Below are 22,294 nucleotides of genomic sequence, written 5' to 3'. Positions count from 1 at the left end.
GCTTTAATGTACAAATAAAAAGTTGGTAAAATATGCTATAATGAACATATAACATACTCGAAAGGAACGATATATATGAGTAATGATAAAAAATTAAAATTATTACAATACTTAGCCTTCTTCCCTACCATTGTATGTATGATGTTACTAGTTGATATAAATGCCTATCCTTATGCAAAGCTACTAGCAACACTTAGCGGCTCTTTTGCAGCTATTATGCTTGCTGCTTTTTGGAATTTGAAGATACGTATGAAGAAAGAAAGATCTTCTTAACGCTAAAGCATAAAAAAAATCGAGCCTACACAGCTCGATTTTTTTACTGATTATTAAAACTCAACATTCTCCAAATACAAACCACTTGCCTCAGCAAGACAATTAATTTGATTGCGTTGTTTCGCCTCTAAAATGTGTGGAATCGCCTCTGCATCTAATTGTCCTAATCCAACTTCAATTAATGCTCCAACAATTTTTCGTACCATGTTATGAAGGAATCCGTTACCACTTACTCTAATTTGTACAAATCCTGCCTCTTCCATCACATCAAGTGTATATACTTCTCGCACCATAGACTTTTTCTTTGATTTTGCATTTGAAAAAGCAGTAAAGTCATGTGAACCAACTAAATGTTTCGCAGCTTCTTTCATGCTTTTCACATTTAATTTTTTATTCACATGCATGCTGTATTTACGCATAAATGGGTTCGTATGCTCTTCATTCCAAATTTTATACAGATATGTTTTTGCTTTAGAATTGTAACGAGCATGGAATCGATCATGTACTTCTTCCACATTTGTAATGCTAATATCATTTGGCAAATATTGATTTAAATATTTTTTTACTTTATGTTCCACTAGCTTCTCATCACTTTGAAAGTTAGCAACTTGATTCAAAGCATGTACACCAGCGTCTGTTCTACTACAACCGATAATTTCAATTTCTTTTCCGACCATTTCGGAAATGACACTTTCGATTTTTCCTTGAATCGTATTATCGTTATTACTATTACCGAGACGTTGCCATCCTTTAAAACGTGCACCATCGTACTGAATCGTTAATTTATAATTGTTCATTTTATTCTCCTTCATAGAAAATATTCCCTCATATCGTGAGGGAATATAAATACACTTTACTTTCTAACAAGCTTCACTACATTTTCTACATGAGCTGTATGCGGGAACATATCAACTGGTTGTACATATTCCACTTCATAGCTCTTCATTAACGCTTGTACATCACGTGCTAATGAAGAAGGGTTACAAGATACGTAAACAACTTGTTTCGGCTTCACTTTTAAAATTGTTTCCAGTAATTTATCATCGCAACCTGTACGAGGTGGATCGACAACAATTACATCTGGACGCCATCCTTCTTTTACCCATTTCGGTAGCCATTGTTCAGCTTTACCTGCTTCATATTTCGTATTTGTAAATCCGTGACGCTTCGCATTTTTTCTTGCGTCTGCAATTGCTTCTGGAATTACATCCATACCACGTACTTCCGCTGCATCATTTGCAAGCCAAAGTCCGATTGTACCAACACCACAATACGCATCTACAATTTTCTCATTGCCAGTTAAAGCAGCGGCTTTTTTCGCTTCATTGTATAAAACAACCGTTTGTTCTGGATTCAACTGGAAGAATGCACGTGCTGATAATTCAAATGATAAATCACCAAGTGTTTCTTGAATTACTTCTTTTCCAGCTAATTTAAATGTTTTATCACCGAAAATAACAGATGTTTTACGCCAGTTTACATTTTGCATAATTGATTTAACAGCTGGCATCTGTTTTTGTACTTCTGCAATAAATTGTTCTTTATTTGGCAACTCTTCTTTTGTTGTAATAAGTGTAACTTGTACTTCCCCTGTTTGAACTGCAGTACGTGTCACAATTGTACGTACTAAACCTTTTTGTTTTTTCTCATTGTAAATAGAAACATTTAATTTTTCTAAAATACGTCTTACAACTTTTGTCGCTTCATTCGTTGCTTTATGTTGAATCATACAATGAGCAATATCAATTAGCTGATGTGAATTTTGTTTATACAGTCCTGTAATAACCTTTTCGTCTTTACGCCCCACTTGTAGTTGACTCTTATTACGATAATGCCATGGATTTTCCATGCCAAGCGTCGGACGAATTTTCTCTTCCAAACCGTTGTTCATATACTTCTGGAATGCTTGTACAACGATATCACGCTTTTGATTTAATTGTTCTTTATAGTCTAAATGTTGCAATTGGCAACCGCCACACTCTTCATATACCGGACATGGTGCTTTCACACGATGTGGTGAAGCTTTACGAACTTTTTTCACTTTCGCTTCAGCGAAGCCACGCTGAATTTTCGTTGTTTCTGCAACAACTTCTTCTCCTGGTAATGCCCCTGGAATGAAAACAACTTGTCTCTTAAAATAACCAACGCCTTCTCCGTTAATCCCAAGACGTTTAATTGTCACAGGGAACGTTTGACCAACTTCCAACTTACTCTCATGTTGCTTTTGTATCATTATTACACCTCTACTCTATACTTTTCCATAAATATAACGCTGCATAACTGCAGTATGGTTCACACTCTTGTTTCACTTTTTCTAAAAATGCATCATCAGGCTTATCATCTAATTGAAATACACCTTGTACTGCACGCTGAATCCCAATATCCGCTTTCGGAAACATGTTTTTCCGTCCAAGCCCAAACATTAAAAAATTTTGCACTGTCCATGTACCAATCCCCCTAATTGGTAACAATTGTGCTGAAATCTCTTCTTCCGCCTTGGTTTCTATACTCGCTAAATTTAATGTACCGCTGGCAATACTTCGACCTAATCCTACTATATATTCAGCCTTTCGCTGACTAAACTTCTGCTCTCTCAATTCCTCTATTGAAATATTTGCTACTATTTCTGGAGTGGGGAAAAAGAATACACCGTTCTTTTCTGTTCCATATCGTTTCACAAACTGTTCTGTTAACACAGTAGCAAATTTCAAATTTATTTGTTGATGAATGATACAGCGAAGAAGACAAGCAAAATAATCAAATTCTAAAATAATTGGAGTATAAGCATATGTTTCAAATAGTGGACGTAATGATGTGTTTAAAAAATGATTTTGTATATCTTGAAACGGTTCATTCCAATGAAAAATGGCCCTCATTCGTTTCATAACTTTCTCTGGATCTCCTGTCTGACTAGAAATCCAAAACTGTGGATTTTGAACAGTACCAATCCCTTGCAGGCGAACAACAACCTGTTCCTCGTCTATACAAAGCGGGACATAAATAACTTTCTCATCTAATTGAATGACGTTAAGAGGATCAAAAGATAAACGTTTTAATACTTCTTCAAAATGATACGGATACTCTAACGTAACATGTTCGCTCCACATACGTTTCCCCATCCTTTTTACACATCATTATAGCATGAGAAAACCGCAAGCATACATGCTTACGGTTGATTGCTTTTTACTAAGTCATCTAGACTTTTAAAATGATACCCTTTCTCGCGCAAATCATCAATGATTTTCGCAAGTGCTTCTGCATTATCTTTTGATATTGCATGAAGTAATAAAATAGATCCTGGATGAATCATCGTCATAACATTATTATGAGCATATTGCCACCCTCTTTGCTCATCCACTTTCCAATCCAAAAATGCAAGTGACCAAAATACATTATAGTAGCCCATTTCTTTCGTAAGAGCTAACGTTCTTTCACTAAATACGCCGCGCGGAGGACGTACATATTTCACTTCTTTTTGCCCGGTTACTTTTTTAATTTCTTCCGTTACACTCGTTAATTCTTGACGAAGTTTCTCATCATTTACCGCTGTGAAATCAGGATGGCTCCACGAATGGTTTCCAATAATGTGTCCTTCATTCTTCATTCTTAACAATAAATCTTTTTGTGTTTTAATATAATGCCCCGTTACAAAGAAAGTTGCTGGTACTTTTTTCTCTTTTAATACGTCTAAGATTTTTCCTGTGTATCCATTCTCATATCCATTATCAAATGTTAAATAAATATCCTTTTTCTTCGTATCCCCTAAATAAAAACCACCATTTTTTTGTAGCAAATCTGTATATAACTTTCCTGCATCTGGTACTGTTTCATTTTTAGGGCGCGGGATTCCCCAGTTATGTGGAGTATTTGTATAAGCTAGTGCCGAAACTGGAACAAGTGCCATCATAATTGAAAAAATGAGACCGATATATAACCATTTATGTTTCATAAATAGTCTCCTTTCCATATATAATCGTACTCGTAGTTTCTGTTGCTACGCATTCTTTCATGCTGAACATGTTTTTCTATATATACCAAAAAAATGCATCTCGAATCGTTCGAGATGCATTTTTGTTTACTTAAATACTGGCTCTTTAAAGCTAGCTAATTTTTCAAGTGATGTTTTATCAACATCTGCATGTAAGCTATTACCGTGAGAATCCATCGTTACAACTGCTTTAAATCCATCGATACGTAAATGCCACATTGCCTCTGGAATACCAAATTGTAAGAAATCAACATCTTTCACTTCTTTAATACATTCAGCATAATATTGCGCTGCACCACCGATTGCGTTTAAATATACACCACCGTGTTCTTCTAAAGCTGCTAATGTTTTCGCACCCATGCCGCCTTTTCCAATGACAGCTCTAATACCGAATTTCTTCATAATATCACCTTGGTACGGTTCTTCACGAATACTTGTCGTTGGACCTGCCGCTTTAATTTGCCAATTGTCATTGTCATTTTCATCTTTCACAACAACTGGACCACAGTGGTAAATAATTTGTCCATTTAAATCTACTGGACAATCGTTATCCATTAAATGCTTATGAATTGCGTCACGACCTGTATACATCATGCCATTAATTGTTACAACATCACCAACGCGAAGTTCACGAATTTGCTCTTCTGTAATTGGCGCTTGTAATACAATTTCACGCTGCTCCGTTTTTTCTTGTACTTCTTGCTCCAGTGTATCTTCACCTTCTTGATATAACCAATCCATAATTTCACCTGTTTCAGGATGGATTGTTACACCAAGGCGACGGTATGCCCAGCAATTATACGCCACAGATACGTAGAAACTAGCTGGCAGACGGTTATACACGCCAATTTTACAGCCAAGTAAAGTTGTTTCTCCGCCAAATCCCATCGTACCAATGCCAAGCTTATTCGCATTTTCTAATACATATTCTTCAAGTTGTTGTAATTCTGGGATTGGATTGACATCATCTAATGTACGGAATAATTGATTTTTTGCTAATTCGTAACCTGATGTGCGGTCTCCCCCGATACCAACACCAATTACACCTGCACTACATCCTTGACCTTGTGCTTGATATACCGCATGAAGAAGGCATTTACGAATCCCTTCTAAATCACGGCCAGCTCGTCCAAGTCCTTCTAGTTCACACGGTAAGCTATACTGAATATTTTTATTCTCACAGCCACCCCCCTTTAGGATTAAACGTGCATCAATATAATCTTTTTCCCATTGTTCAAACTTAATAACCGGTGTACCTGGTCCTAAATTATTTCCACTATTGTCTCCAAAAAGAGAATCAACAGAATTTGGACGAAGTTTACCATCTTTTGTCGCCCGCTCAAGCGCATTATAGATAGCTTCCTTCAACTTTAATTGATTCACACCAACTGGTGTATAAATTTTAAACGTTGGCATCCCTGTATCTTGGCAAATTGGCGAGATGTTATCATCAGCCATTTTAATATTATTTGTAATTGTGCCAAGTGCCATCGCAGAACGAGTCCCTGCATTTTCTCGCTCTTTCGCTTGTTGAATCGCACGACGAACATCTTTCGGTAAGTTCGTTGACGTTTCAACAATTAGTTGATACATGCTTTCTTGAAGCTTTTCCATTGTTACTTCCCCCTCAATTGTGAACGCTACCAAAACGTTATGAGCTGAAATTTCCACTATTATGCTCTGCAGCTTTTTATTTGTTTCACGCTATTCAAGCATACATGAAATTTTTCACAACTTGATTATACCTCTTTTTCTATCGTCCTTCTATTATCCGCACAGAAAAAGGCTACCAAATTGGAATTGGCAGCCTTTTTAATATATTATTCGTCTTTTTTAAATTGCTCACATTTTAATTCTAATTCATCTAGCATTGCAAGAAGACGATCTACATCTTCTAATTCTACTTCTTCAGGTTCAATTGTATCAATTACTTCAATGAACATATTTAAACGTTCTTTTAAATATACTAATTGTGTATCTTTATCTTGAATTGCTTTTCCCATGAAGGCACTCTCCTTTTAATTCGAGTTACTTTTATTATACCGCAAAAATGATTACAATGGGTATGTAATTTCATCAATTTTGTCACGGTTATTCACTATAATGTAAGCCCTCTCTCTTTTTCCTCTAAAAAGTTTCGCTTTATAAAAAGCACATATTCTTCTATTATAGAGGATGGACAAATTGTTATTTCAATAGTCAAAGGAGTATTTCATATGACGATATCACAAAAAATGAAGCCGATTACTCCTTCTTACGATCCATGGGAAGCGTATATGGACCTTGAAGAGTACGGCAAACTACTATTAACAAATGTTGAGTTTACAACGACGACGTTATGCAATATGCGCTGTGAGCATTGCGCTGTTGGTTACACGTTACAGCCGAAAGACCCGAATCCGCTTCCGATGGATCTTTTATTAAAACGATTAGATGAGATTCCTCATTTACGTTCTTTAAGTATTACTGGCGGAGAACCTATGCTTTCAAAAAAATCCGTCGACAACTATGTAACACCACTCTTAAAATACGCCCACGAACGAGGCGTTCGCACTCAAATCAACTCAAACTTAACTATAGATTTAGCACGTTACGAACAAATTATTCCCTATTTAGACGTATTGCATATATCTCATAACTGGGGAACAATTGACGACTTCGTTGAAGGCGGATTTGCAATGATGGAGCGTAAACCTACGTATGAACAGCGTGCAAAATTATTTGAACGTATGATCACAAATAGTAAAGCTCTATCAGATGCAGGTGTACTCGTATCAGCCGAAACGATGTTGAATAAACGAACTCTACCACACATTGAGCATATTCATCGTCAAATCGTTGATGAAATGGGATGTAAACGTCATGAGGTTCACCCAATGTATCCAAGTGACTTCGCGAGTAATCTAGAGATTTTAACAAAAGCTGAAATTCGTGATGCAATTGAGCATTTACTAGAAATTCGCGATGAAAATGTATGGATGTTATTTGGAACTTTACCTTTCTATGCTTGTAGCGATGACGAACGAGACATTGCCACATTTAAGAAATTACAAAAAAGCAAAAACGTAACAGTTCGTAATGATCCAGATGGCCGTTCTCGTTTAAATGTAAATATTTTTGATGGAAATATTATTGTAACGGACTTTGGTGATGTTCCACTTCTAGGTAACATTCAAACAAATACGTTACAAGAAGCGTATGAAAAATGGAGCGCTTCAAAAACAGCAAAATCATTAAGCTGTCACTGTCCAGCAGTAAAATGTCTTGGACCGAATGTTCTTGTAAAAAACAGCTACTATCCAACCGAAGATTTCTTATCAAAAACGGCAAACATTACATTATAAAAAAACGTCAGCTTATAAGCTGACGTTTTTTATCTTATTGCGAATGAGAAGAAGAAATGAATTTAAAATATAAATGATCATGAATTGGGATAGCGGCTCCAATTCCTTGAGAAGTAATATTTTTTACAACAAGCCTTTTTTGATTTCCTTTTAATACGAGGTATACTTCTCCAAATGTTACTTTTCCTTTTTCATTTACCGCTGGTGTATAAGCGTATAAATATCCAAGTTGACTCGGACTAATATTATACACTCTCTCATGTCCAGTACCATAACCAATAGTCGTTTTAAATGAAAGTGGCAATTGTACTTTTTCAAGTGCTTTGAGAAGCATCATTTTTTTCACATCTGCAGCATCTTTCATATCTGCTGTTAAATCACCTTCAACCGTCTTTTGTGTTTCTTGCTTATAGCGTAGTGGATATAGGCGATCTCCTCCGCGATTATCGTACACATTGCGATTTACTTGTTTATATTCCCAATTAACCGATGTATCAATCGATTCATAATGTAAAGCCCATTGCCCTAAATAAATCTTTGCTCGGTACCCTACCGCAAGCGGCGCATTCGAAATTGTTGTTTCATTAAACATTCGAATTAAGTCCGGATTTTCAATTTTAATATTTGCTGTTTTTAATAATTCTTGAGCAAACTTACTCGGCTGTAAACGCGGTAAATCTTGCGCATCATTTGGAAACGTATTGTCTTTAGAAATATTTAAAACAGATGAAGGCATTTTTGTTTCTACTGTTGTCTTTGCAAAGCCACTGTTAGGAAATAATAAAATAAACGAGACCATAGTTGAAAGACATATGCTGTATACTCGTTTCACCTGTCTGGCTCCTTCCTACATAAAGGTATATATACTACTTCGTTTATTGTTTTCTCTGAGCACAATTGTTATGCCTATTTTTCATAATAAATAAAAACCAATTCCCATAATGACATACGCAGCTAATAAAGTACCGCCTTCAAACCAGTTTGTATCTCCATCATTTGAAATCGCAATCGTTAAGAAAACAGCTGTGATCATAGAAACAAGTTCTGGTATTGTAAATACTAAAGGCATCCTTTGCGTGAAAAACATAGAAAGCAGTACTAATACAGGAGCAACAAACATGGCAATTTGTAATGTAGAACCTATTGCAATCTCAACTGCAATATTTACTTTATTTTTATACGCCATAATAATTGCAGATGCATGTTCTGCTGCATTTCCAACAATCGCAACGATAATAACACCTATAAACAATTCTGACCAACCAAATGATTTTGCAACTGTCTCAAATGTATGCACGAGCGCCTCTGACACATAAGCTACCGCAATTGTTGCTATCGCTAAAATGAGTAATGCTTTCCCTTTCGACCACTCTGGTTCTTCCTCATGAGCGACTTCATCACTTTTCTGCTGATATACACCACGGTGCGTAACTAACTTAAATAGCAATGCAGCAAGGTACATAATAATCATAATAATCGAGACACCTATACTTAACTGATACGTCTTTCCAGCGTCCATCTTCATTGAAAAAATCTCTGGGATAACAAATGCTACTACTACAGCAAAGATTAATAAAGCCGAATTATGCCTTGCATCATATACATTAAAACTTTGTCTTTTATATTTAAGCCCTCCCACAAAGAAGGATAGCCCTCCTACTAATAATAAATTTCCAAGTACAGAACCTGTTAAAGAAGCTAACACAACTTCAATTAATCCTGCCTGAAGTGCAAAAATCGAAATGATTAGTTCAACAGCGTTACCGAAAGTAGCATTTAATAATCCACCTATTCTAGGACCAGATACAATTGCCAAACTTTCTGTCGCTCTCCCCATAAAACCCGCTAATGCGATAATCGTAATACAATACACAGCAAACATAATTGTTTGAGGCCAATGAAGTGTTTTCCCAAGTACAGACAGTGGTACACCTATAAGAGCCACTATAAGAAATATTTTATTAAACATGCTTTTCATCCTTCCATCGTATGTATTTCTCCTCGATATTATTATTATTCTTCTCCTAACTTGTCCGATTTCATCACAATTGCGTTTAAAAAATTGAATTGAAGAAAACAGTATGAAAGATGTTTAAATCATCTTGTTTAAATAAAGAAAATGTAAATTAAGAAAAGAGGTAAAAAATATGCACTTAAAAGAAAAAATCGCAACTATTATTCAAGGTCAACGTACCGGTGTATTATCTACAGTACGAAATGAGAAACCTCATAGCGCCTTTATGATGTTTTTCCACGAAGATTTTGTACTGTATGTTGCAACAGATCGACAATCAAAAAAGATAACAGATATTAAAAACAATCCAAATGTACATGTACTACTTGGTCGTGAAGGAAAAAAATTAGATGAAGATTATATCGAAGTGGAAGGCTTAGCCTCCATCGAGGAAGACTCCACATTAAAAAACAAGTTTTGGAGTAATAGCTTAAAGCGTTGGTTACTCGGTCCTGAAGACCCTAATTATGTACTAATTAAAATCAACCCCGATACAATTTATTACATCGATGGTGCGGGTACGACGGAGCCCGAGTTTTTACGACTATAAAGTGAAACAAGCCCACCTTTAGGTGGGCTTGTTTTGTCGAAAAGTTCTTCTGAAAAAAACAATAAAATAGGTGGAACTTTCTAAAGATTCTGTTATATAATAGCAGTAACTTAAATAAACTGTATTAAAACAGATTGAGAGGAGAAATAAAATTGATGAAAAGAGAAGAACGTAAAAACATGATTGAGTTTATCGAAAAGAAAAAAGGGATTGAGCGTGACGAATTATTGTTTATGACAGATGATGAAGTAGAACATATTTATAATGTAACGTACTTTTTATATGAAGAAATTGCAGAGTAGTATAATAATCCCCACCTTATGAAAAATATAAGGTGGGGATTATTTCGTTATCTATCCAGCTCTTTGCGAGGCGGTAAAATCCCATTCACTTTATACGTGAGAATGATTTTCATGTATAATAATGTACGATTGGAGGAATTTTACTATGAGTTCATGGCTCTTATTCGCACTATTATCAGCAATTACTGCTGCCCTTGTATCTATTTTCGGTAAGATTGGTTTAGATGGAATCGATGCCAATGTTGCTACGACGGTTCGTTCTATTATTATGGCATTATTTATGGTAGGCGTTATTATTATACAAGGTAAATTTCAAAATATCGGCGACGTACTGCTAAATAAAAAAGCACTGCTCTTTATCACATTAAGTGGAGTTGCAGGTGCTTCGTCATGGCTATTTTATTTTCTTGCCCTTAAAACAGGAAAGGTTTCACAAGTAGCTCCTGTCGATAAATTAAGTGTCGTATTTTCTATCATTCTCGCTATGATTATACTCGGCGAAAAGTTAAACTTTATGACTGGTATTGGTGTTGTCTTTATTACAGCTGGTGTACTATTTATCGCTTTCAGCTAAAAAACCGCTACTCGCGGTTTTTCTTTTTCTTTATGTAAAACCATACGACACATGTAACAACTACTGAAATGGATAAAATCCATATTCCATAATGATGCAAACTATACTCAACGAAACGCCACTTCTCTCCTAACTTCCAGCCAAGTCCAATAAAAACACTTATCCAAATAAGTGCACCACCGTAAGCGTACAAACAAAAACGCCAAAGTGTTAAATTCGACATCCCAGCAAAATACGCTGTTAAATGACGTACTCCTGGGATAAAATAACCAACTATTAAAAGAAATGGGCCATATTTTTCAAATAAAATATGTGTTTTTTCAATGTGATGTTCTTTAATTCTAATTTTCGGTCCATATTTTTTTAAAACAGGGAGTCCAAGTTTTAAACCTAATATGTAGCTTAATGTAATGCCTAACATCGCACCAGCCATCCCACTTAAAAACGCAGCTGTTCCTGACATAACGCCTTTTGAAACGTTATAACCAACGAAGGTCAATAAAAACTCGTCTGGTATCGGTAATCCAACAATCCCGCCAGCTAAAGCTATAATAATTCCAAAATACCCATAATGTGCGATTAACTCGCCAATATGTTGTTCCATTCGGAAGACACATCCTATACACGATCGTTATTCCACATTGTGCCCTTTCTATCTTTCAGACAAACATGGTATACATATTCACTATACATTGTTTTTATAATGAACTCTACTTCTATCCATTCCTTTAGCAGGCAGAAATTGAACTATTAATCAGTGACCTCGCTCATTCTTAGTACACATCAATCACGTGCTAGACTCCCGCCTTCTTTCCTTATATCCATCTCCTCTTGAAGGACTAATCTTACTATCCACAAATACCATGATTAAAAAATAAAAATTCATATGCTTGTTTTTTTGTTACAATAAAGGAAAGTTACTTTTCGCAACGGTTTAACTCTCAGGAAAAATGATATACCTAGCAAAAACATAGTTTGGTCGATATAATGCAACTTCTACCTATTAAAAGAACATGCACCCTTTACATACAACATCATTTTTCTAAATTATACAGGGGGAACGAACATGACCATTGAAAATCAATTTATCCAAAAGGTTTACTATAAAACATTTTTAACAGAAAAAACTTCTACTCCAGTATCAGAAGTACTCGGTGAAGCATATATAAATGAATCTACAAATGAATTCTCCAACATTTCTAATATTCGCTTTGCTCAAGGTGAATTGTATTACCAAAATAAAGACTTTGAAGCAGCAATATTTAAATGGGAGAAAGTAAATAATGAGCTTGCACTTTGGGCAACCAAGAATATTGCAGATGCTTATTTTGAACTAGGATTCTTACCAAAGGCAGAAGAAATGTATCAATCTATCCAAACGGAAGATACAACTCTTACAATGGAAGTTTCCTTACAACTTCTTTCTCTTTATATCGAACAAGATCGTTTAGGTCTAGCATTTAAGACGATTAGTGAGGCTGTTGCATTTCAACCTGACTATCCAAATATTACTTCAATTGCTCGTTCATTCTATGAAAAACAAGAAGATTGGAATAACGCCATCGAACTTGCCGTTCAAGAAGGAATTCGAACAAAATCATTACACTGGTTCGATACTTTAATCAATTATGTGAATCAAGGATTTACGAAACAAATCAAACCAGAATATTTCTATGAATCTTTAAAAGCTTTATATGCAATTGATCAAGTCCAATTTAAGGAACTTGTTATTGCTCTTTGGAACAGCTATCAAAATGAAAAATCACATCTACCTTGGATTCAAACAATCAATCATTTATTCTTACATATTGAAACAGACAACAATGACGATTGGCATGAAATTGTTGAACGCTATCAAGATACGTACTTTGAATTAATTACTGGTGAACATTTCATGCATGAAATGCAAGGACTTGTACCTGACTTATTAACAAATTGGTTTAGTTTAACGAGAGCAAAAGACGCCCTATTCGTCTCTGCTGCAGTGTTAGCTTGGAATGAAGTTTCACCTACAACTTTAGAGTCATTACTCGTAAAAAGTGCGGGAGCCCTACTCTCTAATTCAACAGCTGAAACAAATGTGAATATGGAAACTGTTTCTCATTTATTCGAAACAATTGCTGTATGGGCTGAAAAAAATGATGTAGATTTAAGTCATCAATTTACGTTACTCGTTCATGAACTATGTGATTTAAATGTTACAAAATTACTAATTTCGGGAACTAGTGACTATGATAAATTATCATTCGTCAATTCAATATTAGGAGAGAACATCTTAACTGAAACTATAACAACTCCTATTCTATTTAAAGATGATAGCCAAACTGAAATAACAGAATTCACTGCGTTAGATGTGCACAATATACCGAACTTTGATGAATTCCATCAAATAATGGCTACACCTGAACAATCAGAACTTGAGAACAAATGTATAGAAATTAAATTACCAAGTAGATTTTTGAGAAAGAATAAATTTGCATTTCTTGTTACACCATCTGTTCGAGGACAAGTGGAAAAAAACAGCTCATATTTTGAATACTTACAAGCCGCAGATAGCCTTATTTACGTATTAAATTCTGCTTCATCGTTACATGGTGAAGAACTTGATACATTACTTTATTTACGTGAACAAGTACCAAACTTACAAATTCATTTCGTATTACATACAAATAGTGCGGATACGAATGAAAAACTAATGAGTAAGATGAAAGTCCATTTCCCAAATGCGCAGTTCTTCCCATACTCTCCTTCACAAGAGGGGAGCCAACAACTTGGGGACGTGACAGAGTCTATTCTTTCTAATCTAGCAGAACGCGATATAGAACAAGAACGTATCGAAAAACTAATATGGTTTACTCAAAAGACAATCGCATACCTTGTAAATGAACGTGTGGAATTAGAAAATACATTAGTCAAATCAGTACGCTGGAATAAACATATCTCAGTAAAACTAAACGGATTTATTAACAATCTTACTGCTCTTGAAAAAGATAAAATTCGTTCTATTACAGAATCTTATCTTTTAACGAAAGAAGAAATCACAAGAGATATCCATTCTCAAATTCCTGAATTATTACAGAGCTGCTCTGACCTTGTTCAAGAAGATAGTGATTTCAAATTAGTTCATGAAGAATTAAATACTGCGATGAACGAACGAATTCAAAAACATGTACAGCAAGTGCTTCTCCCTAAATTTACTGGGTTTATTCAAGAGTGGATTGAAACAGCACATAATGAATTTATTCAAGCTCAATCTTATTTAGATGAAATGAGTGAAACGTTTAATAAATTATATAAAGAAGAACGAATGAAACTTCCTTGCGATTTCAAATTACTAGATGATTGGCATCGAGATGTTGTACGCATGACCAATAGAATTACAGTATCGAATATCAATATTTTATTACGTTTTACACCGACACAATTTTTCTTAAAGAGTGCAGGAAAACTATTTGGTAACATGCAAAAAAATCAATCTATGCTTGCAAACAAATATAAACAATATATTGAAACGGAAGACTATACGGAAATTGCTCAAACGATTTCAAAACAATTCTTCCTTCAATTTGAAGTATTTGAAGGCGCATTAGAACGAGATATCATGATGTTCTTTAAAGATCCACTTAGCATACTGAAACAAAATGTAGAAGCCGCTCAACTTGAAATACAGGAAGACGAGCAAACATTAGCAACGTTAAGAAGCAATCCAGAAACTTATCACGATCCGTTAGCATTCTTTAAACTGCAACTATTGCAACACAAATTCGTTTTAAGTACGCACAAAAACAATGAAGACGTCTATGAATTTAATGAGTCTCCTACGATTTAACATAAAGTGAAACTTTAATCAGTGGTGGGTCTTCATCCCCCACCTAACTTCCTTGCTTTCGCTGAATTTTGAGGTGGGGGTCTTACTGCCCATTAAAGCGGGATAAAAAACCAAGCAAACTGAAATTTGCTTGGTTTTTTACTTTAATTCATTATTTTCATATGTTCAAATGGATAATAAATTGCCGCTAATTCTCCTAATACATCAGCTTTATCAATGAGTCCTAAACCATTTCTACTATCTCTGCTTATTAAGCGATTATCTCCCATAACAAAAATCTTGTTTTTAGGAACTGTAATCGGTCCAAAGTCCTCCGTTAAATTCATAAGTTTTTTTTCAGCTTGTTTTTTATTACTATACAAATACGCTTCCTCTATCACTTCATGATTTACATATAATTGATCATTTCTCACCTCAATAACATCGCCAGGCAAGCCAATAACCCTTTTCACATAAAAATTATCCGTCTTCACAACAATAATATCTTCTCTCCCATAACTTTCAAATTGCTTTGCCAACTTATTCACAATCACCTTATCCCCATCTTGTAACGTTGGCTTCATGGATGCCCCTTTTACAGTCGTAGGAAAAAATACGAAAATTTTCGCCAAAAACACGAGCAAACAAGCAATTGCAATTGTTCCAAAGAATTCGCGCCAACGTTTTTTCTTTTGCATCATTCCACCATCTCATCATCTTTTTACTTTTATTATAAGTACTTCAACTAATAAATTTCTATAAAATTCTGAATTATATAATCATAATATTACAAATTTAAAAATAAAAATATCCAAGAATTTATTATTCTGATATACTATAGCTTGCATTTATTCTATTTTATGTACTTAGGAGGATTTTTTCTATGAAAGTTATGCTTAAAAATGAAAATACCGGTCAAATTAAGCAAGCAAAAATTGGTTTTAGTTGGACTGTATTTTTCTTTGGTTTCTTCCCTGCTATATTCCGTGGAGACTGGAAATGGTTTTTAATTATTTTAATCGCTAGCATGTTTACATTCGGATTCTCTAACCTAGTATTCTGCTTTATTTACAACAAACTTTACATCAATGATTTATTAGCGCAAGGTTATAAAGCCGCTGATGAATACAGCCTTTCTGCTCTACAACAAAAAAATATAGTAGCATAATAGTAACGAAAAAAGATACTCCCCAAATAGTCTATCCACTATTTAGAGAGTATCTTTTTATAATCCCACATATACAATACACATTTGAGCCGCTACATATGTAAGCCAAATCCAAAGTGGTTCATACTTTAATTTGCGTCCTCCAATATCTGTCACACCAATAATAAAATCAGAAATCACAAATAATAAACCACCAAAAGCTGGTATCCACCATATTCCTGTATTCTCATAGTATAAGGCGAATGCAAAGCAAGCCATTCCTCCAACCCACAATCCGTAAATTAGCGCTCCTATCGTAAACAATTTATCTTGTTTATCATTTCGAATAAAGAAGAACCATCCTATAATGAGAAAGAGTCCGTATACGAGTAAACCAATCCAAAAACCATTCCATGAAATACCTGTTTGCAAAAATGCTTTTACATAAAAACAATGTGCAAGAGCGAAAGTAATCATCCCTCCAATTAGCCTGTGACCAATTGGAATTAAACCTGCCATAAATAAATCCCCTACAGTTGATAACGTCATACCTAGTGCAACCCACGTACTATAATCTACTGATGGATCTTGTAACCATATCCAAATTGCACTTGCTGTTAAAGAAAAACTAAGAATAAGACGCACCGCTAAAGGTAACGGCATATTATTTCTTTTCTTTTTTGTCTGTCCTATTGCATAAATTGCACCAATAAAAAAAAGAATGATTTGTGCAATTAACACCATGTAAAGTAGATTCATAATATGTTCTCCTCAATAAATACTTTTGTATCTTTTTTCGTGACACCTAGTCTATTATCCTTTTTCTATAAAAAAAAGAAGAACAGCACTGTTCTTCCATTGTAATCGTTTTCTCGTTATCTATGCTACTTGTTTTTCTTTCTCCATTTTCTGCTTAGCTGGCACCCGATTCACCACAATAATTCCCGCAGCTACACACGCTAAACCGAATAATACAAACGAATGAATTGCTTCGCCTAAAATCATGCTCGATAATAACACACCAAATACAGGTATAAAGAACATGTACATTGATACTTTTCCAACCTTGTTGTACTTCATAATTGTATTCCAAATGCAAAATCCTGCTGCGGATAAGAAAGATAAATAGATAAGCATTAGTATTGCATGTATACTAAATGTAAATGGCATAACTCCAACTTGCACAGCCCCTATACATAATAGTCCGATAGAACCAAAAATCATTTGGTAGGCTATCATATAGCCAATATCTAATGTTTTACTACCTTCTTTCGCCAATATATTCCCATACGAGTACAACATTGCTGCAATCAGAAGTAATAAACTACCAATTCCGAAATGGAATGACAAACTACCATCACTCGGTACATTTACTAAAATGACACCACAGAAGCCGATAGAAACTCCAATTACTTTTCTCACATTAAGAGCATCATCTTTATATAAAAAATGTGCGAGTAAAAATTGAAAGAATGATGAGGTTCCTGAAATGATAGCTCCTTCAATACCAGAACTATAGCTCATTCCAATATAAAAGCATATATATTGAAGAAATGTTTGAAATAAACCAATTTGTACTAACTGCTTCCCCGTTCCTTTTTTGAAATTCATATCTTTTCCTAACGCTTTAAAGAAGAATAAAAGCATAACCCCAGATAAGAAGAAACGATAACCAGCAAATAATATTTGCTCCCCAACTTCTTGTGGCTGAATTCCAAGTTCAGCATAACTTAATTTAATAAAAGGGAATGCGCTCCCCCATAAAAAAGTCGCTACTATTGCAGCAATAAACACGCCAATCGGATGGGTAAAAAATTTCTCTGTCTTCACTTGTTGTCTTCCTTTCCGATCTTTTTACGAACAATATTCATATATACCAAAGGAACTGTGAAAACACAAGTTTTCAGTTTATACGCAAACAAAAACATATCATCTAACGAAAACATATGCTATACTATAGAATAATTACAACATAATAACTGTTAAAAACAGATTCAACAGAAATGCTGCTATCCATTATGGATGGCAGCTTTCGTCGTTTTATAGGGGTTTCGATTTTGATTATTTTTCTCAATAAGAATTTGGAAGGAGCGAGTAGTAATGAACTCAGAAGTAAAAACATTACAAGTACAAAAGTCTATTTCTCATCCCTCTTTATGGGATACATTAAAGAAACATTATGAACTTATATTTGCAATCGCATCTGGTATTTTCATTTTAGCTGGTTGGTTATTCACAAAGAACGATGTAATGAATGTAGGCATTACTTGTTATATCCTTGCTTATATAGTTGGTGGATATGCAAAAGCAAAAGAAGGTATTGAAGATACAATTGAGGAGAAAGAGCTAAATGTCGAAATGCTTATGCTCTTTGCTGCTATCGGTGCTGCAATTATTGGCTACTGGGCAGAAGGCGCGATTTTAATCTTTATTTTCGCACTAAGCGGTGCAATGGAATCTTATACATTAAGTAAAAGCCAAAAAGAAATTTCAGCGCTTCTTGATCTACAACCTGAAGAAGCATTACGTATTTCAAATGGAACCGAGGAACGTGTTCCTGTTGGACGATTACAAATTAACGACATTATTTTAATTAAGCCAGGTGAGCGCGTTCCTGCTGACGGTACGATTCATAGCGGTGAAACAAATATCGATGAGGCAGCGATTACTGGTGAACCTATTCCAAATGAAAAAAAACATGGTGATGAAGTATTTGCTGGTACTGTAAACTTACGCGGTGCTATCGAAGTTAAAATTACGAAGCCGAGCGATCAAACATTATTCCAAAAGATTATCCGTCTCGTTCAAAGTGCACAAAGTGAAAAATCACCATCACAACTATTCATCGAAAAGTTTGAAGGAACATATGTAAAAGGTGTACTACTCGTTGTTGCGCTTATGATGTTCGTCCCTCATTTCTTACTAGATTGGAGCTGGAATGAAACGTTTTATCGCGCTATGATCTTACTTGTAGTCGCATCTCCTTGTGCACTCGTTGCTGCCATTACACCAGCAACGTTATCTGCTATTTCTAACGGAGCAAGAAATGGAATTCTCTTTAAAGGTGGCATACATTTAGAACGCCTCGCTTCAGTAAAAGCAATTGCTTTTGATAAAACAGGGACATTAACAGAAGGAAAACCTACCGTAACAGATGTATATGTTCGAGAAAATATGACAGAAAAAGAAGTACTTTCAATTACAGCAGCAATTGAAAGTCACTCTACACATCCTTTAGCTGAATCTATTGTGAAGTATGCACAACATGCGTATGACATTACATTAAAAAAACCAGAAAACGTTGAAGATGTAACTGGTTTTGGGCTAAAAGGAACATTCGAAAACAAAGCTTATAAAATAGGTAAAGCTGATTTTATCGGTGAAGAAACAAAGACATTTCATAATGGTATTTCTGCTTCCCTTGAAAAAGAAGGTAAAACTGTCGTTTATATTAGTGACGAGGATGGCATCCTTGGGCTTATCGCTTTAAAAGATACACTTCGCCAAGAAACGATAGCTGCTATTCGCGAATTACAAAGCATCGGTGTCGAAGCAATTATGATTACTGGTGATAATGAAGAAACAGCAAAAGCAATTGCCTCTGAAAGTAATATAAAGGAATATTACGCATCATGCTTACCAGAAACAAAAGTGGAAACGATTAAAAAGCTAAAAGAAAAATACGGGACAGTAGCAATGGTCGGAGATGGTATAAATGATGCCCCTGCACTCGCTACTGCTAGCATTGGTGTAGCGATGGGAGAAGGAACAGACGTAGCTTTAGAAACGGCAGACGTTGTACTTATGAAGAACGAGTTATCTCGACTTTCACAAGCAATTCGTTTATCAAAACGAATGAACCGTATTGTAAAGCAAAACGTAATCTTTTCACTAGCTGTAATTGCAATGCTGATTTGTTCAAACTTCATGCAATTTTTAGCTCTTCCATTCGGTGTTATCGGGCATGAGGGAAGTACGATTCTTGTTATTTTAAATGGCTTACGATTATTAAAAGGAAACAATTAAAACGGGTCCCTCATAAAGGACCCGTTTTTTCTAATGGTAGCTATTATGCCCGTTTGCACTACCACTCGTTTTATGCTTTGGATGCGAACTACTCTTTTGTTTATTGTTATTTTTATTGTTGTGATTCTTTTTATTATTACTCATGAAATATCCCCCCTGTTCCCTATTATTATGGAACAAGAGCTCACTTTTCATTACGGGAATTATTGTCACCCGTTCTATAATGATGGAGTAAACCATTAATTTCACCGCCAAGTAAAATTACCCATCCAGTTAAGTAAAACCATAACATTAAAATAATAATACCACCGAGACCACCATATGTATTGGCGTAATTCGCAAACTTATCTACATAATAAGCAAATGAGTACGATACCACAATCCATCCTACAGTAGCAAATGTTGCTCCTGAAATGACTTCTCTTCTTTTTAATTTTCGATCTGGTGCAAATGTATATAAAAAACTAAACAACGCAAATAACACGAAGAAACTCGCTACTAAACGCGTAATACTCCACACGTAAGAAAAACTATCCGATAAACCAATTGCTTTAAATACAGCTGCCCCAATGACTTGTCCAAACACTGGAACAATTAGTGCAAACACAATCATAAAAATAATCGCTAATGTAAATACAATTGATAACGCCCTCGTTTTAATAAAAGAACGTGTTTCTGTTACATCATACGCACGGTTAAAAGCATTCATCACCGCATTTACACCATTTGAAGCAAACCATAGCATTGATAATAAACCAAATGATAATAAACCACCATTTTGCTCATTTACAACTTTATCCACGTTTACTTCAATCAAAGACATTGCATCTTCAGGTACGTACGGTTCTAATAAGTTGAGCACACTTTCTGTTTGAAGGTCAATGAATCCAAGAAGCGTAATTAAGAAAACAAGCCCAGGAAAAATCGCAAGCAAGAAGAAATAAGCGAGCTGTGCTGCCAAGCCCGCTACATCATCGCGCATCGTTCGGTCATATAAATCTTTACCAAACGAATAAGTACGATTTCTTCTCACCTTTTCTAAAATTTTTCTCATATATGGTTAAACGCTTTTCTTCTCTTCTTTATCTTGCTTCAACTCAATGTACGCTTCAGTTTTTTTTTCCTCTACATTGGAGTCTTTCATAAATAGTTCACGCGCTTCTTTCATACCGCCATCTTCAGCAACTACCGGCTCTTCTTCTGCTTTCAGTTCATCTACTTTTGGAGAAACAGCTTGAATTTCAATCGTTTCTGGCTTCTCTGCTGGCTCAACCTTTTTCTTACTAAAAATTTCTTTCGTTTCTTTTAACGTCTCTACAACAGACGGCGTCAATTTTTTAATTTCTGCTACTTTTGCTTTCACTACATTTAAATCAGCAAGTTCGCGTCCTTTATCTGTAACAGTTTGCACTTTTTCTTTGATTTTTGCATTTTCACCAATTTCAATCATCTTTGTTTTTGCTTTTTCTGCAGTATTTTTTACTTTTTCACGGTTTTCTTTCTTCAACATAGATACAGCTACACCTGCAGCTACACCAATCGCAATGTTTCGAGCAATATTATTTTTCTTTGCCATATTCCTTCACCCTTTCATTTCTTATGTTAGAAAGTATTTCTTTCTAAGCTTCCTCATATTCCTTGTTCTTTTCGAATGAAAGCTAATAGCTTTGCACACCCTTCTGTTACAAGGTCATATACTTCTTGGAAATTCCCTGTATAGTAAGGGTCGGGAACGTCTGTCCAGCCACCGTCTGGAACAAAATCGGACAGCCTACCAATATAGCCTCCAGTTTTACCTAAACTTTTTAAATCTGCTATATTCTTGTTGTCCATGGCAATAATATAATCAAACTTTGTTAAGTCTTCTTTTTCTACTTGCCTTGCTTTAATTCCTTCAAAAGTGACTGCATTTTCTTTTAAAATTTTTTGTGTTCCTTTATGTGGCGGATGGCCAACATGCCAATCTCCAGTTCCTGCAGAATCAATGACAATTTTCTCTTCGAGTCCCTCTTTTACGACAAGATCTCGAAAAATCGCTTCTGCCATCGGAGATCGGCAAATGTTCCCAAGACAAACAAACAATACTTGAACCATATTTTTGTTTCTTCCTTTCTTGGTGCATTTCTTTATATATACTTATAGTATAAACAACCAATTAGTGAATATAAAGGAAATCCCTACTAATTTAATAGGATTGAAAAGATTCATTAACGAAAATGATAAAAAATGTTAAGATAGCCTTATGTTATTTTAAAGGGGGACACTTCG

The 22,294-nt window shown here is 35.1% G+C and carries 23 protein-coding genes; 8 read left to right on the top strand and 15 right to left on the bottom strand.

Annotated elements, in window-relative coordinates; genetic code table 11:
• The first annotated feature begins 75 nt into the window (after positions 1-75).
• The gene (locus PDQ33_RS07660) at positions 76-273 is read left to right on the top strand and encodes a hypothetical protein (RefSeq protein ID WP_000063856.1); all 198 of its coding nucleotides are present in this window, start codon (positions 76-78) and stop codon (positions 271-273) included.
• A 53-nt stretch (positions 274-326) separates the two neighbouring features.
• Here the strand turns inward: PDQ33_RS07660 and truA are convergent, their stop codons facing one another.
• The 6 genes from truA to PDQ33_RS07630 all read right to left on the bottom strand — a co-directional run bounded on the left by truA (position 327) and on the right by PDQ33_RS07630 (position 6,264).
• Positions 327-1,070, bottom strand: a complete 744-nt coding sequence (gene truA / locus PDQ33_RS07655; RefSeq protein ID WP_270755276.1) for a tRNA pseudouridine(38-40) synthase TruA — start codon at positions 1,068-1,070, stop codon at positions 327-329.
• Between the two features lie 56 nt (positions 1,071-1,126).
• Positions 1,127-2,506: a 23S rRNA (uracil(1939)-C(5))-methyltransferase RlmD gene (gene rlmD, locus PDQ33_RS07650; RefSeq protein ID WP_000615223.1), complete on the bottom strand. Its 1,380-nt coding sequence runs from the start codon at positions 2,504-2,506 to the stop codon at positions 1,127-1,129.
• A gap of 10 nt (positions 2,507-2,516) precedes the next feature.
• Positions 2,517-3,380, bottom strand: a complete 864-nt coding sequence (locus PDQ33_RS07645; RefSeq protein WP_270392609.1) for a DNA-3-methyladenine glycosylase family protein — start codon at positions 3,378-3,380, stop codon at positions 2,517-2,519.
• Positions 3,381-3,439: 59 nt separating this feature from the next.
• A complete protein-coding gene (gene pdaA / locus PDQ33_RS07640) occupies positions 3,440-4,222 on the bottom strand; it encodes a delta-lactam-biosynthetic de-N-acetylase (RefSeq protein ID WP_000681213.1) in 783 nt (260 codons plus the stop codon).
• Positions 4,223-4,348: 126 nt separating this feature from the next.
• Positions 4,349-5,875, bottom strand: a complete 1,527-nt coding sequence (gene fumA / locus PDQ33_RS07635; RefSeq protein WP_270755273.1) for a class I fumarate hydratase — start codon at positions 5,873-5,875, stop codon at positions 4,349-4,351.
• A gap of 206 nt (positions 5,876-6,081) precedes the next feature.
• A complete protein-coding gene (locus PDQ33_RS07630) occupies positions 6,082-6,264 on the bottom strand; it encodes an SE1561 family protein (RefSeq protein ID WP_000513558.1) in 183 nt (60 codons plus the stop codon).
• Positions 6,265-6,477: 213 nt separating this feature from the next.
• Between PDQ33_RS07630 and yfkAB the strand changes: the two genes are divergently transcribed.
• On the top strand, positions 6,478-7,605 hold the full coding sequence (gene yfkAB, locus PDQ33_RS07625) for a radical SAM/CxCxxxxC motif protein YfkAB (RefSeq protein ID WP_000156010.1): 1,128 nt from the start codon (positions 6,478-6,480) through the stop codon (positions 7,603-7,605).
• Between the two features lie 34 nt (positions 7,606-7,639).
• Here the strand turns inward: yfkAB and PDQ33_RS07620 are convergent, their stop codons facing one another.
• Entirely contained in the window at positions 7,640-8,437 is a 798-nt protein-coding gene (locus PDQ33_RS07620; protein ID WP_001992424.1) for a YfkD famly protein, read from the bottom strand.
• Between the two features lie 81 nt (positions 8,438-8,518).
• Positions 8,519-9,574, bottom strand: a complete 1,056-nt coding sequence (cax, locus tag PDQ33_RS07615; RefSeq protein ID WP_000482147.1) for a calcium/proton exchanger — start codon at positions 9,572-9,574, stop codon at positions 8,519-8,521.
• A 178-nt stretch (positions 9,575-9,752) separates the two neighbouring features.
• Between cax and PDQ33_RS07610 the strand changes: the two genes are divergently transcribed.
• From PDQ33_RS07610 to PDQ33_RS07600, 3 genes are all read left to right on the top strand, one after another.
• Positions 9,753-10,169 (top strand): pyridoxamine 5'-phosphate oxidase family protein, encoded by a 417-nt coding sequence (locus tag PDQ33_RS07610; protein ID WP_000550222.1) that lies wholly within the window; start codon positions 9,753-9,755, stop codon positions 10,167-10,169.
• Positions 10,170-10,324: 155 nt separating this feature from the next.
• Positions 10,325-10,471 (top strand): BH0509 family protein, encoded by a 147-nt coding sequence (locus PDQ33_RS07605; RefSeq protein WP_000817786.1) that lies wholly within the window; start codon positions 10,325-10,327, stop codon positions 10,469-10,471.
• Positions 10,472-10,616: 145 nt separating this feature from the next.
• Positions 10,617-11,045, top strand: coding sequence for an EamA family transporter (locus PDQ33_RS07600; protein ID WP_000100309.1), 429 nt, complete (start codon positions 10,617-10,619; stop codon positions 11,043-11,045).
• Positions 11,046-11,052: 7 nt separating this feature from the next.
• On the opposite strand, the gene PDQ33_RS07595 is transcribed toward PDQ33_RS07600, so the two are convergent.
• Positions 11,053-11,649 (bottom strand): DedA family protein, encoded by a 597-nt coding sequence (locus PDQ33_RS07595; RefSeq protein ID WP_000434856.1) that lies wholly within the window; start codon positions 11,647-11,649, stop codon positions 11,053-11,055.
• Positions 11,650-12,111: 462 nt separating this feature from the next.
• On the opposite strand from PDQ33_RS07595, the gene PDQ33_RS07590 reads away from it, so the two are divergent.
• A complete protein-coding gene (locus tag PDQ33_RS07590; protein WP_048557770.1) occupies positions 12,112-14,874 on the top strand; it encodes a tetratricopeptide repeat protein in 2,763 nt (920 codons plus the stop codon).
• Between the two features lie 143 nt (positions 14,875-15,017).
• Here PDQ33_RS07590 and lepB read toward each other — a convergent pair whose 3' ends face one another.
• On the bottom strand, positions 15,018-15,554 hold the full coding sequence (lepB, locus tag PDQ33_RS07585) for a signal peptidase I (protein WP_011198531.1): 537 nt from the start codon (positions 15,552-15,554) through the stop codon (positions 15,018-15,020).
• Between the two features lie 182 nt (positions 15,555-15,736).
• Here lepB and PDQ33_RS07580 point away from each other — a divergent pair, with 182 nt between their 5' ends.
• A complete protein-coding gene (locus PDQ33_RS07580) occupies positions 15,737-16,021 on the top strand; it encodes a hypothetical protein (protein ID WP_000867040.1) in 285 nt (94 codons plus the stop codon).
• 57 nt (positions 16,022-16,078) lie between these two features.
• Here the strand turns inward: PDQ33_RS07580 and PDQ33_RS07575 are convergent, their stop codons facing one another.
• On the bottom strand, positions 16,079-16,759 hold the full coding sequence (locus tag PDQ33_RS07575) for a lysoplasmalogenase (protein WP_061131245.1): 681 nt from the start codon (positions 16,757-16,759) through the stop codon (positions 16,079-16,081).
• A gap of 120 nt (positions 16,760-16,879) precedes the next feature.
• The gene (locus PDQ33_RS07570; RefSeq protein WP_270755265.1) at positions 16,880-17,830 is read right to left on the bottom strand and encodes a DMT family transporter; all 951 of its coding nucleotides are present in this window, start codon (positions 17,828-17,830) and stop codon (positions 16,880-16,882) included.
• A gap of 270 nt (positions 17,831-18,100) precedes the next feature.
• On the opposite strand from PDQ33_RS07570, the gene PDQ33_RS07565 reads away from it, so the two are divergent.
• A complete protein-coding gene (locus tag PDQ33_RS07565) occupies positions 18,101-20,026 on the top strand; it encodes a heavy metal translocating P-type ATPase (RefSeq protein ID WP_048557769.1) in 1,926 nt (641 codons plus the stop codon).
• 184 nt (positions 20,027-20,210) lie between these two features.
• Here PDQ33_RS07565 and PDQ33_RS07560 read toward each other — a convergent pair whose 3' ends face one another.
• From PDQ33_RS07560 to PDQ33_RS07550, 3 genes are read right to left on the bottom strand one after another with little or no spacing between them, the layout of a single operon-like run.
• Positions 20,211-21,080, bottom strand: coding sequence for a YihY/virulence factor BrkB family protein (locus PDQ33_RS07560; RefSeq protein ID WP_001226530.1), 870 nt, complete (start codon positions 21,078-21,080; stop codon positions 20,211-20,213).
• 6 nt (positions 21,081-21,086) lie between these two features.
• On the bottom strand, positions 21,087-21,602 hold the full coding sequence (locus PDQ33_RS07555) for a DUF4075 domain-containing protein (protein WP_001085393.1): 516 nt from the start codon (positions 21,600-21,602) through the stop codon (positions 21,087-21,089).
• 53 nt (positions 21,603-21,655) lie between these two features.
• Entirely contained in the window at positions 21,656-22,120 is a 465-nt protein-coding gene (locus PDQ33_RS07550) for a low molecular weight protein-tyrosine-phosphatase (RefSeq protein ID WP_000250909.1), read from the bottom strand.
• Positions 22,121-22,294: the final 174 nt, after the last annotated feature.

This window comes from Bacillus cereus group sp. Bc031, from assembly GCF_027716265.1.
Lineage (GTDB): Bacteria > Bacillota > Bacilli > Bacillales > Bacillaceae_G > Bacillus_A > Bacillus_A paranthracis.
This window is presented reverse-complemented; position numbering and strand designations above follow the sequence as displayed.